The organism is Arthrobacter silvisoli (assembly GCF_003369445.1).
Lineage (GTDB): Bacteria > Actinomycetota > Actinomycetes > Actinomycetales > Micrococcaceae > Arthrobacter > Arthrobacter silvisoli.
The window spans coordinates 38454-51126 of sequence record NZ_QRCU01000036.1 but is presented as its reverse complement, the minus strand read 5'-3'; the positions used below and the strand labels follow the sequence as shown (position 1 = coordinate 51126).

General features: G+C 68.5%; 7 protein-coding genes. 4 read left to right on the top strand and 3 right to left on the bottom strand.

Annotated elements, in window-relative coordinates; translation table 11 throughout:
- Positions 1-10 precede the first annotated feature (10 nt).
- Positions 11-799 (top strand): SDR family NAD(P)-dependent oxidoreductase, encoded by a 789-nt coding sequence (locus DWV11_RS09080; RefSeq protein WP_115788567.1) that lies wholly within the window; start codon positions 11-13, stop codon positions 797-799.
- An 88-nt stretch (positions 800-887) separates the two neighbouring features.
- Here the strand turns inward: DWV11_RS09080 and DWV11_RS09075 are convergent, their stop codons facing one another.
- Positions 888-4508, bottom strand: a complete 3621-nt coding sequence (locus DWV11_RS09075; protein WP_115788566.1) for a TM0106 family RecB-like putative nuclease — start codon at positions 4506-4508, stop codon at positions 888-890.
- Positions 4509-4655: 147 nt separating this feature from the next.
- Positions 4656-6974 carry a hypothetical protein gene (locus DWV11_RS09070; RefSeq protein ID WP_115788565.1) on the bottom strand — a complete coding sequence of 773 codons (2319 nt, stop codon included), beginning with the start codon at positions 6972-6974 and terminating at the stop codon, positions 4656-4658.
- Positions 6975-7318: 344 nt separating this feature from the next.
- Here DWV11_RS09070 and DWV11_RS09065 point away from each other — a divergent pair, with 344 nt between their 5' ends.
- Positions 7319-7756 carry a CBS domain-containing protein gene (locus DWV11_RS09065; RefSeq protein WP_115788564.1) on the top strand — a complete coding sequence of 146 codons (438 nt, stop codon included), beginning with the start codon at positions 7319-7321 and terminating at the stop codon, positions 7754-7756.
- Between the two features lie 72 nt (positions 7757-7828).
- Here the strand turns inward: DWV11_RS09065 and DWV11_RS09060 are convergent, their stop codons facing one another.
- Positions 7829-8125 carry a hypothetical protein gene (locus DWV11_RS09060; RefSeq protein ID WP_115788563.1) on the bottom strand — a complete coding sequence of 99 codons (297 nt, stop codon included), beginning with the start codon at positions 8123-8125 and terminating at the stop codon, positions 7829-7831.
- On the opposite strand from DWV11_RS09060, the gene DWV11_RS09055 reads away from it, so the two are divergent.
- Both DWV11_RS09055 and DWV11_RS09050 read left to right on the top strand, forming a co-directional pair.
- A complete protein-coding gene (locus DWV11_RS09055; protein ID WP_115788562.1) occupies positions 8124-10673 on the top strand; it encodes a Tex family protein in 2550 nt (849 codons plus the stop codon). The two genes, DWV11_RS09060 and DWV11_RS09055, sit on opposite strands and share 2 nt — an antisense overlap.
- A 190-nt stretch (positions 10674-10863) precedes the next feature.
- Positions 10864-12672, top strand: coding sequence for a gamma-glutamyltransferase family protein (locus DWV11_RS09050; RefSeq protein ID WP_115788561.1), 1809 nt, complete (start codon positions 10864-10866; stop codon positions 12670-12672).
- Position 12673 lies beyond the last annotated feature (1 nt).

The window sequence follows — 12673 nt, the reverse complement described above, 5'->3', positions numbered from 1 at the left end:
CGGAGCCCCTATGTCCCGCAGTCACGCCGGCACAACCGTCCTCATCACCGGCGCTAGCTCTGGCCTTGGTGCCGAGTTCGCCCGGGTGCTCGCCGCCAGGGGCGCATCTCTCGTGCTCGTGGCCCGCCGCGAACACCGTCTCACCGAACTGGCCGACGAGATCAGGTCGACGCACGGCGTCGACGTACACACCGTCGCCCTCGACCTCACCGCGCCGGCCGCTACCGCCACCCTGGTTGCCGCCGTTCGTGACCGGGGCCTCACGGTCGACTCGCTCATCAACAATGCCGGGTATGGCATGCACGGCGGACTCGTCGACGCGGATGCAGCCCGGCTCGACGAACAGGTGAGGCTCAACGTCGCCGCGGTGGTGTCGCTAACGCGGGCCTTCCTGCCCGAGATGACGGCGTCCGGCCGCGGCGTGCTCGTGAATGTCGCGAGCACGGCCGCTTTCCAGCCCTTGCCGCTCATGGCGGTTTACGGTGCGACGAAGGCCTTCGTGCTGAGCTTCACGGAGGCGGTCGCCTTCGAGACGCGCGATTCCGGACTGCGCGTCACCGCGCTCTGCCCCGGTGCCACCCGCACCGAGTTCTTCGACGTCGTCGGCACCGAATCCGCCGCAGTCGGCAGGCTGCAGACCGCCGGGCAGGTCGTCACGACGGCCATGCGCGCCCTCGACGCCCGCCGCACCCCCGGCGCCGTCGTCTCGGGCGGCATCAACCGCGTGGGCGCCGTGTTCGCCCGCATCATGCCCCGGTGGGTGGTCGTGCCGATGACCGCCCGGTTCATGGCGCACTGAGCGGATCCCGCACCTCCGATCAGTGCGCGGTGCCGGCCTCTCGCCGAAATGACGGCACCCCTTGGCGGGCGGGTTCGCTCGTCGTGCGTTAAGTCGTTCCGAGCAGTTGACCATCCGCCCTCCGGCCGCCTGCTCTCTGACAGAGTCCGATGAACCCGCCCAGCTGCTCGAGGCCCTCCGGGTGGACGGGCAGGTAGTTGCTCAGCTCCGGTGAGCGGACGACGACGGCGCGCCACTGCCCGCGCGAAACCGCCACGTTGATCCGGTTCCGGGAGAGCAGGAACTCCATGCCGCGCGGAACCTCGCCGGCCGCCGACGCCGCCATCGACACGATGACCACCGGCGCCTCCTGGCCTTGGAACTTGTCCACGGTCCCCACCCTCACGTTCCCCAGTCCAGCCGCCCGCAGTTCGCTCCGGATCAGTTGCACCTGGGCGTTATAGGCGGCGACCACCAGGACATCCTGCTCCTCGAGTGGCCTGGCTTCGGGATCCTTCTGGGGGTCGAGCCAGCCCAGGCCGAGGTGGGCCCCGACCTGCCGGACCACCTCCGCAGCTTCCTCGGGTGACGACGTCGAATTCCCGCGGTGTGGCACATAGACACACTCGATCCCGGGTGGGCAACCCTCAAGGTGCCGTGCCGAGGCCGGGGGAGCGGCGCGGAGCCGGCCGTCGTAGGAGAGTTCTGACACGGCCGCGCACAGTTCAGGGTGCATCCGCCATGACGTGGCCAGGAAATAGCCCAGTTCCGGCGGCAAGGTGTGGTGTCCCTGCGAGAGCCAGCCGAGGGCCGATTCGTCCACCGGCTCCGGATGCTTCCCTTGCGTGACCTGCGGGAGTTGCTGCGGGTCGCCCAGGAGAAGGAGCCGTTGTGCCGCGCGGCTGACCGCCATGGTGTTGGCCAGCGAGAACTGACCGGCCTCGTCGATGACGAGCAGGTCCAGGGACCCCGCTGGCACCCCGTTGCCTGTCATGGTCCACGCCGTGCCGCCGATCAGGGCGCCGCCGGGTCCGGCGAGGAGGCGTTCGACGCCGGATTTGTCGCGTTGCTGCCAGGGCAGCGGATCGTCGTGCTTGACTTCCTTCGCCACCCGCTGCGGATCGACGCCCGCTTTCTCCACGGCAGCGCACAGCATGTTCTCCACCACGGCATGCGATTGGGCGACGACCCCCACCTTCCAACCGCGCGCCACCAGCCGGGCCACCACATGGGAACCGACGTGCGTCTTCCCGGTCCCGGGCGGCCCCTGCACCGCAAGGCAGGAATGGTCGAGATCTGCCACGGCTTCGGTAATCGCGTCGATGTAGCCGTCCGGGCCGTCCGCCACCGGGGGCAGCGCAGCACGGCTCCTCAGCCGGGGTGGGCGGCGGCGGAGCAGATCCAAGGCGGGGTCGCGGGGCCACGACGGAAGGGCGTGCCGAAGACTGGTGGCCAGCTGCGCCAGGGCGGCCTTCTGCCCGTCGGTGGGAATCGGCCTGTCCGGGGTCAGGGCCATGGGCAATGCCGCAAACTCCGTGGCGCCGCGGGGCAACCGCTCGGCGATGACCACGGCATCCCGGCCACCAATTTCGGCGCTGTCGACCACCTCCGTGCCCGCCCAACCGGAGCGGCCCAAGGCGGACTGAAGGCCCGAGGCGTCGTCCTTTCCCTGCAGGCACTCCGGCAGGGGAGGCCCATACATCCGGAAGAACGTCCTGCCCGCCGAAAAGTCGGACCCTTCGGCGGCCCTGCCGGTCAACCGGATCGTGCGGACAGGATTCTTGCGCGGCCCGGGTTTCGCCCAGTTCTGGAGCACTTCAACGTTTTCGGCCAGGAACACATCCCGGGTGTCTTCCCATTCTGAGACGGGCTTGTCGAGGCGGTCGAAGTGGCCCCACCAGTACTGTTTGTCTTCGCGCCGGTGGTAGCCGACGGCGGCAGCCACCAGGGCAATGGCGCGGGCATCGTCAGACTGGAGTTCTTCCTCCGTCAGGGTGCCCAGGTACTCCAGCAACGCAGCTTCCCCAGGGGCGGCTTCGTACCCGGCGGCGACCTGCGAGGACTCGATGACTGCGTCGGCGGGGGACACCGGGGCAGCAGCGCCTACCTCGATGGACCGCTCCGCGGCGAGGCCGAGCAGCCAGTTGCGCAGTTCCAGGGTGGAGAGGCAGTCGTATTCGTTGTAGTCGGAGATGCTCGCCAGGATCGCCGCGGCTTCGTCCGTTTGCCCCGTGTCCCGGGCCGTGCAGTAGTTGGCGTACGCAATCACGGAGGCTCCGGCGTCGGTGACATCCCCGGAGCGCAGGTGTTCGCCCATGTAGAGGGGTTCGAGCTTCTTGATGCTGTAGGAGTTCTCGGAAATCCGCAGACTGTGGCGCACGGTGTCGTACAGGTCCACGAGCACGCCGTCGCGCAAGAGCCCGTCCACCTCGGCTTCGCCCATCACGTGGCTCAGGGACAGGTTCCGCAGCGCCGTCTTCTCGTAGGACGCGTAGTGGTAGATGTGCATGCCGGGATACTTGGCGCGGCGTTCGGCGACGTAGTCCAGGAAGTTCCGGAAAGCCTTGCCCTCCTCGGCCCGGGAGTGGGCCCAGAACGGCCGGAACACGGGCGCCGCACCAGGCTCCACCGGATTTTCGACCACCCCGAACAGATACTCCAGCCCCCACACGCCGGCGGGATCCTGCCACAGGGGGTCGCCCTCGAAGTCGAAGAAGATATCGCCGGGGTCCGGAGCCGGGATACGGCCCAGGGTGTTGTCGGGCAGGACCGTACAGCCCACGGCCTTGGCCTCACCCAGCTTGTTCGTGTAGTGGACGGTGCCGTCCGGCGTGCCGGTGCCGGTCTGGAGCCGGGCCTGCTCCCGCAGCCGCCGGAAGGTGGCGTCGCCGTCAGCGGGCGCCGCGGCCAGTTGGTCGATGGTGGTGATCCCTGATTCGATCAGCTTCTTGCGCCGGTTGACGCGCATCCCGGCCACCATCAGGAGGTCGCGATGCAGGAGGACCTGCTCGGCGCAGTAGTCGCAGCGGCCGCAGGCGGAGTAGCGCGGATCGCCCCAGCCGACCGGACCGGTGCCGGCGATGTGGTCCGCCGTCATGTCGAGGAAACGCTCCCGGCGTTCCCTGAAGACAGGAAGGATGTCTGCCAGGACGTGGTCGCTGTGGCTTCCGTTTCCGAGCACCAGGGTGACAGTGGGATCGGGTGCGATATCCGCTGTGAGGAGCTGATCTGCGTACGCGGCCAGCTGCAGCAACGCGGTGACTTTCGCGTGCCGGGCCAGCTTGGTGTCGAACACCGCATACCTGCCCTGGCCGCGCTTCACCAGGAAGTCGGAGCGGCCGTGGAAGGTGCCGTCGAAGAACGCGGCCTGGAACACGATGTCCGCCCCGGACCGAAGGGCTCCGATCGATTCCTCATGCTTGGCGCGCAGGGTGGCCCGGTCCATCTCGCCGGCGGGAACGACGTCGTACACGCCCCGTCCCGTGGCCGGATCCCAGGTGCCGAACTCCGCGAGGAACGCGTCAAGCACCTTGTGCTCGTGGACGTCGCCGAGCGTCGCGGCGCGGTCCAGCATGGGGTCCTTCGGGAAATCCGCAGGGGCGCTGCGGCCGAGTTTCTCGTCGAGCTTCCGCAGGACCTGGTACTCGCACGTAGCAGCGGCCACAAGGTCGCTGGCCGAATACACCAGGTCCTTGGGCCGGCCGGCCGTCTCCGCGTCGAGAAAGAACATTGCGCCCCCAAAAGGCTGTCGAACTGATGAAGCCAAGCTATCAGCGGGGGCTGACATTCACGCCGCGCCATAACGCAGCACGACGGCGGCACCCGCCTTCCCGAAAGAAGGCGGGTGCCGTCGTCGTCGGCTATGCCTGGGGGCGCCTCATTTCCGCGGTGACCGGCGGGTCTTGGGAGCGGGCTTCTCCTGCTGCTTTTCCCCAGCCGCCACCGGGGCCATCAAGTCCCGGACTTCAGCGACCACGCTCGGATGGACTCCGCGCTCGCTGAGGTCCTTCGCCAGGGTCTCGACCTCGGCGTTGGCGGCCTGGGCGTTGTCGGCGGCCAGGTGCAGGCCGGTCCGGAACTGGACCAGGTTCCGGTACGCGAGGTTTCCCGACGGCGTCGCGGCCGCCTGGTACCGCTGCAGCCCCGGTTCGGTGAGGGCCAGCGCCCGTTGCGGGTCGGCGCTGTGGCTCTTGACCATGGTGAGGTGCTCCCGTCGGTAGAAATCGTCGCCTACGGACTGCGCGACGGCGGTAGCGGCCTTGACGCCCAAGGGTTCGCCCGTGAAGCGTTCGGCTGCCTCCGTGAGGGCGTCCAGTCCCTTGCTCAGGTAGGGCGACATGGACCCTTCGAAGGCGAGGGTGAGCCCGACTTCGCGGTTGAAGAATTGCGGCGCGAAGCGGTCCTCTTCCTTGGTGACGGGGAAACCGATCCGCAGCGGGAAGGTGTTGGATGCCTGCAGCACTCCTTCGCTGCCGTAGACCACGCGGACCAGGTATTGGCCCGGCTCGTCGAACACGAAACCGCCGGTGCTGTAGGCCAGTTGGACCAGTTCGCTGAAGCGGTCCTCGCCCTCCTTGCCACCGGCCCCGGCCGCCGGGCCGAGGGTCACGGGTTCGGGGATGCCGTAGTAGCACACCACTGATTCGTGCAGCACGGTGGTACCGTTGGGCTTCTGCACGTACACGGTGGTGTTCCCGTAGCGTGGGTCGAGGCGGCGGTCCAGCACCAACGGCGCGTCGCTGGTGTTCCGGAGCCGGAACTCCAAGGCCACCGGCTCCATGAAGTCGAAGTGGTTCTTGCCGGTGACGGTGAATTCCACATCGCTGCCCGGGCCCGAAACCGTCATGGCACCGGCCGGGGATTCCAGGTGTCCGCCCGAGGCCCACGGATCCCCGCCCATGATTACCGAGGCGCGGTCGCCGTGGCGCATGTGCAGGAGTTCGTCGTCGTCGAAGCGGAACCGGAAGTTCGCCCAGAACTGGTCCGCCCCGTTGCGCTGGTCATAGCGCCAGTCGTAGTTCATCCAGGACAGCGAATCCGGGCGGGCCTTGTCCCACGAGTGCAGGAAGTTGAAGGCGTGCCCGGCCTCGTGCACCCAGGTGTAGAGGTAGTGGCGCTGCGCCCACGCCTGGTCCTGGTTCGCGGGGGTTCCTGCCACCAGGTTGGTGAACCACGAGTGGTTGCGGAACACGGCGAAGCCCTGCCGGTCGGGACCGCGGCCCGCCCCGCCAAAACCGGCGGCGGCGTCGAACATGATGCCCCCTACGCCCGCGCTGTCGAACAATCCGGCCTGCATTCCCCAGAGATTCCAGGCCGGCCAGCCCGAGTTGAAGCGGCTGAAGGAAGTCTCCATGGCATCGTGGAGTTCGCCGACATTCCACGACACGAAGGCCGGGGCGCTGTCGTCGATCACGGTGTGCACGGAGTCGATCCGGACGTCCACGCCGGCGTCCTTGTAGCTGGCGCCGATGTCCAGGGTGCGTTCGGCGAGGTCCGCGGGGCGGTTGTTGTGGCTGTGAGTGTTGTAGGACGGGGCTTTGGGGTCAACGTCCACCGAACTGCAGAAGTCCATTTCCAGGTTCACATCCCGGAAGCAGTCGGACTTGTACGCGCAGGTGTATGCGGCTTCCGCGGCGCCGCCGACCGTGAAGACCACGCTGGCCGGCTGGATGGCGCCGAAGAACCAGCCCACGGAGATGTCCACCGTGGTGGGCGGGTGTACCCCCTGCCAGTAGCGGACGGTGCCGCTGATCCGTACCCGGCAACGGGTCCACGTGACCACCGGATTGTCTACGATCCAGGACTCCAGGTAGGTGGTGACCAATTGGAACCGGCCGCCGATCCGCACGAAACGCTTGGTGTAGATGTCCCCGCTGACCTTGTTCAGCACGGGGGATTCGACGTTGTTCCGCCGGTCGATGTCCAGGCGGAGGTCCAGGGACCGGCCGATCAGCGACGCGCCGGCCTGGCTTCCTTCGTAGCGCCCGCTGATGGCCGCGTTCCGCCAGCACCGCCACCAGTCGTGGTCCGGCGGGAGCGGCAGCGGTCCCGGCTGCGGGAAGGGGATAGGGCCGGGCAACGGAACGGGTCCCGGAAGCGGGATCGGACCCGGCAGGGGCGACGGCGGCAGCGGCACGGGAAAGGGGTTGTCGGGGTTGGGCGTGAATGAGGCATCGGGCATGTTGGGGTTGTTCATCGCGGGGGTCTTTCTCGCTCAAAGCAATGGAACATAATCGTTCGCCGGGACGGCACGGGCGGCGCGGCGGGCAACGGGTAGCCCGGAGGGCGGGTCCATGGAGGGGCCGGCGGAAAGACGGTCCAGAGCGAGGCGGTGCGAGTCGGTCGGCGTCCCCAGAACAGTCAGAAGTTGGCCCGCGCCCCGAATCCGTAAGTAACCAAGGGGAACAATACTCCAACGAATGGATTATTGAAATGGTGGGCTAGACCACGATCCTTCCGGTCCCCTCGAGGCGTAGTCTGGCATCATCGGCGCCGGTGCCGGGCGGGTCAGCGTCGATGCCAATCGATCAAGGAGGACTCATGAGTGTTGTACGCGAATTCATGACCACCGATGCCCAATGCGTGAAGGAAGACCAGTCGCTCTTGGAAGCGGCCGTGATGATGCGCGATTTGGACGTTGGTTCCCTGCCTATCTGTGGCGGTGATGGGAAGCTTAAGGGATTCATCACCGACCGCGACATCGTGGTCAAGTGCGTCGCCGAAGGCTGGGTTGCCAGTGAGAAGAAGGCCGCCGACCTTGCCCAAGGAAAGCCCATCTGGATTGACGCCGATGCCAGCGTCGACGCCGCGATCGACCTGATGGAAAAGCACCAGATTCGGCGCCTTCCGGTCATTACCGACCACAAGCTGGTGGGCATCATCAGCCAGGGCGACATCGCCAGGAACTACTCCGAGCAGCGTGTCGGCGAATTGGTGGAGCACATTTCCGCCAAGACTCCGATGGCGCCCATGGGCTGACCAGACAACGGACCGGGCACCGCGGCGGACGCGCCGCGGTGCCTTTTCTTATCCAGCGTTCCTGTACTGCAACTAGAGGAACGCCTCGCGCCCGGTGCCTTCCCGCAACACGAGCTCCCCGCCTTCAACCGACGCCAGCAGGCTCTTCGGCCGGCCGTGGACCGTGATCTGGGCGGACATCTCCCTGGACGGTATTTCGACGCCGACCGTGGCCCCCTTGGCCGGCAGTTCCACGGAGATTTCGGCAGCCATCCCCAGCAGCATCTTCGTGGACGCGCCCGGTTCGTGGTGGGCTTCCTTGCCGTTGACGGTGATAGTGACGTCGTCGCCGTCGAACCCGTCCTGGAGGATAACGAGCAATTCCTGCATGGTGCGCCCCTTCCTCGCGGTGCCTTCCCACTACAGCACGCGCCTGCTCCTTTCGGTAGGGCAAACTGTGTTGGTGACTCAAATTCCTTCCGGTACCGCAACCGCCGCATCGCCCGAGGCCGCCATCCACGCCGTGATCGCCGAGGAACTCGGCGTGAAAGCCTGGCAGGTGAAGGCCGCCGTCGAACTGCTCGACGCCGGCTCCACCGTGCCGTTCATCGCCCGTTACCGCAAGGAGGTCACGGGCACCTTGGACGACACCCAGCTGCGCCAGCTGGAGGAACGGCTGCGGTACCTGCGGGAACTGGAGGAACGCAAGCGCACCGTCCTTGAGGCGATTGCCGCCCAGGGCAAACTGACCCCGGAACTGGAGGCCGCCGTCGTCGGCGCGGACACCAAGGCCCGGCTCGAAGACATCTACCTGCCCTACAAGTCCAAGCGCCGCACCAAGGCGCAGATCGCCCGCGAGGCAGGCCTTGAGCCCCTCGCCGACGCGCTGCTGGCCGATCCCACGCTGAACCCCGAGGCCGAAGCCGCCAAGTACCTCAACGCCGAACACTCGGTCGACGACGCCACTGCCGCGCTCGCCGGTGCCCGCTCCATCCTGGTGGAGCGCGTCTCCCAGGATGCCGACCTCGCCGAGACCCTCCGCGAGCGGCTGTGGACCCAAGGCAGCATGGTGTCGCGGGTGAAGAAGGGCATGGAGGTACAGGGCCAGAACTTCAAGGACTACTTCGAGTTCTCCCAGCTGCCCGCCAAGATGCCCGGCCACCGGGTGCTCGCGCTGCTGCGCGGCGAGAAGGAAGACGTGCTGGAGCTGCAGCTCGCCGAGGCGGAACCGGCCGACGACGACGCCCTGGCCGCCGCGCGCACCCGCTATGAGAACGCCGTGGCCGCCTGCCTCGGGGTCGCCGACCGCGGCCGGGCTGCGGACAGCTGGCTGATGCAGACGGCGCAGATCGCCTGGCGGTCGAGGATCCTGGACCGGCTCGCGAACGACCTGCGTGGGCGCCTCTTCGCCCAGGCCGAGGACGAGGCCGTGCGCGTCTTCGCCGCCAACCTCCGCGACGTGCTGCTCGCCGCGCCGGCGGGCAACCGCGCCACGCTGGGCCTGGACCCGGGGCTGCGCACCGGAGTGAAGGTGGCCGTGGTCGACGGCACCGGCAAGGTGGTCGCCACCGACACCGTCTACCCGCACGCCCCGGCAAAGAAATGGGATGAGGCCCTGGCGACCCTTTCGCGGCTGGTGGCGCAGCACGGCGTCGAACTCGTCGCGATCGGCAACGGCACCGCCTCGCGGGAAACGGACAAGCTGGCTGGCGAGCTCATCAAGTCCCTCAAGGCCGCCGGCGGTCCGGCGCTGCAGAAGCTCGTGGTCTCCGAAGCCGGCGCGTCCGTGTACTCGGCGTCTGCGCTGGCCGCCGCCGAACTGCCCGGCATGGACGTCTCCCTGCGCGGGGCCGTGTCCATCGCACGGCGGCTGCAGGACCCGTTGGCGGAACTGGTGAAGATCGAACCGAAGTCGATCGGCGTCGGACAGTACCAGCATGACGTGACGGCCGCGAAGCTGGACCGCTCCCTGGACGCCGTGGTCGAAGACTGCGTGAATGCCGTCGGGGTGGATTTGAACACGGCCTCGCCCGCGCTGCTCAGCCGGGTGGCCGGCGTCGGTCCGCTGCTGAGCGAGAACATCGTGGCCTACCGGAACGAGAACGGCCCCTTCGCCAAACGTGCCGAGCTGAAGAAGGTGCCGCGCCTGGGCGCCAAGGCCTTCGAACAGTGTGCCGGCTTCCTGCGGATCAGCGGGGGAGCCGAGCCGCTGGACGCCTCCAGTGTGCACCCGGAGGCGTACTCCGTAGCCCGGAAGATCCTGGCTGCCGCTTCTTCTTCGGCTTCGCCGGTGTCCGCGCTTGACCCGCACGCATTCGTGGACGGCGCGTTCGGTGTGCCGACCGTGCGGGACATCATGGCCGAACTCGAAAAACCCGGACGCGACCCCCGCCCTGCGTTTGTGGCTGCGAGCTTCTCTGAAGGCGTCGAGAAGATCTCCGACCTGAAGCCGGGGCTGATCCTGGAGGGCACGGTCACCAACGTGGCAGCGTTCGGTGCGTTTGTGGACGTCGGGGTGCACCAGGACGGGCTGGTCCACGTCTCGGCGATGTCCACCAAGTTCGTCTCCGACCCGCGCGAAGTGGTCAAGTCCGGCCAAGTCGTGCGGGTGAAGGTCCTTGAGGCCGACCCCGAGCGGAAGCGGATTTCGCTGACCCTGCGGCTCGACGACGAAGCTGGGGTTGGCGGGGCCGGTCGTCCGGGAGGGGGTGCTCGTCCGGGCGGCGCTGGTGGCCAGCGCGGGGCCGGCCAGGAGCGGGGAGGACAGGAACGGGGCGGGCAGCGCGGCTCCCAGGAGCGCGGTGGCCAAGACCGCCGCGGCTCCAACGACCGGGGCGGCCAACGCCGGAACCCGGGTGGCAGCCAGCAGGGCCGGCAGGCGCCGGCGGCCGATACGGCGTTGGCGGAAGCCCTTCGCCGGGCCGGCCTCGCCAAGTAGCGCCGCCCCGCAACGCAGGCCAAGCACCGCAGGCCAAGCAGCATCCGACGTGGGAAGGAGCATCGCACGACGCTCCTTCCCACTTGCTTTTCCGGGCACCGCCCGGGCCGCGGCGAGTCGCCCGGACACGCCCGGGGTTTTTCGTGGCCCAAGCTGAGTAAGCGGGAGGGAACGCGCCTACAGTGTGGCAATGAGCTTCACCAGGCCCGATGCTTTCACCACCCGGCCCACCCTCCACGGCACTTTCGGCATGGCCGCGTCCACCCACTGGCTGGCAACAGCATCGGCGCAGGCCGTGCTGGAACGCGGCGGCAACGCCTTTGATGCCGCAACTGCCGCCGCCTTCGTGCTGCATGTGGTGGAACCGCACCTCAACGGTCCCGGCGGCGACCTGACCGCGGTCTTCAGCACCGCCGTCGAGCCCGGGAAGGCAGTGGTCCTCATGGGGCAGGGACCGGCACCGCAAGGGGCCACGGTGGAGCACTTCCGCGCCGAAGGGCTCAGCCTTGTCCCCGGATCCGGAGCCCTCGCCGCGGCGGTCCCGGGCGCCGTCGACGCCTGGCTCCTGCTGCTGCGGGACCACGGCAGCTGGGAGCTGGCCGAGGTGCTGGATTTCGCGATCCACTACGCGCGCGACGGGCACCCGGTCCTGGCCAGGGTAGGAGCGACGATCGCCTCGGTGGCCGGGCTGTTCAGGGAGCACTGGCCAGCGTCCGCCGCGTTGTGGATGCCGGGCGGCCGGATTCCCGCGGAGGGCGAACTGATCCACAATCCGGCATATGCCCGGACGCTGCAAAAGCTGGTCCAGGCCGGGGCCGGACTCGGCGAGGCGGATGGCGCGGTGGCCCACACCCGCGAGGCAAGGATCGACGCTGCCCGCCGGGAATGGCGCGAAGGGTTTGTCGCGCGCGCCATGGTGGAATCCGCCCAGCAGCCGCACCGCCATTCCACCGGCACGGACCACTGCGGCGTTCTTGTGCTGGCTGACTTGGCGGAGTTCAGGGCAGGCTACGAAGCCCCGGCCACCTTGGAGTTCCGGGGCCACACGATTTCGAAGACCGGTCCGTGGGGCCAGGGGCCTGCGCTGCTGCAGGCTTTGGCCATCCTGGACGGCTTCGACGACGAGCACCTGGACCCCTCCACCGAGCTCGGCGCCCACACGATCCTGGAGGCGATGAAGCTCGCGCTCGCCGACCGGGAAGCCTACTACGGCGACGGCGATGTGCCCCTGGAGGAGCTCCTCTCACCCGGCTATGCGGCGTCCCGGCGGTCGCTGATCAGCGACACTGCATCCCTTGAGTTCCGGCCGGGCCACGTCCCGGGATGGGAGCCCTACCTTCCCGGGCTGCGGACCGACGGCGTTGCAGAGGCCGGGACGGGGGAGCCTACCGTGTCCCCCGAGGGCGAGACCCGGGGCGACACCTGCCACCTCGACGTCGTGGACCGCTGGGGCAACATGGTGTCGGCCACGCCGTCCGGCGGCTGGCTGCAGTCCTCGCCGGCCATCCCGGAGCTGGGGTTCTGCCTGGGCACCCGCCTGCAGATGACCTGGCTGGAGCCTGGCACGCCGTCCACCCTGACGCCCGGCAAACGACCGCGCACCACGCTCACTCCCACCCTGGTCCTACGGGACGGCGCCGCCGTTGCCGGGCTCGGCTCACCCGGCGGCGACCAGCAGGACCAGTGGCAGTTGCTCTACCTGCTGCGCACCATCGTCGGCGGTTATTCACCGCAACAGGCCATCGACGCGCCCGCGTTCCACACGACGTCCATGCCCGGATCGTTCTGGCCGCGCACCTGGGAACCCGGCGGCGCTGTGGTCGAGGACCGGCTGGGCGAAGAAGTGATCGCAGGACTCGAGCGGCGCGGACACCGCATCACCCGCGCCGGTGACTGGGCGCTGGGACGGCTGTCCGCCGTCGTGCGCGACCCGGTGAACGGCGTGCTGCTTGCGGCCGCGAACCCGCGCGGTGCGCAAGGGTACGCGGCCGGCCGGTAGC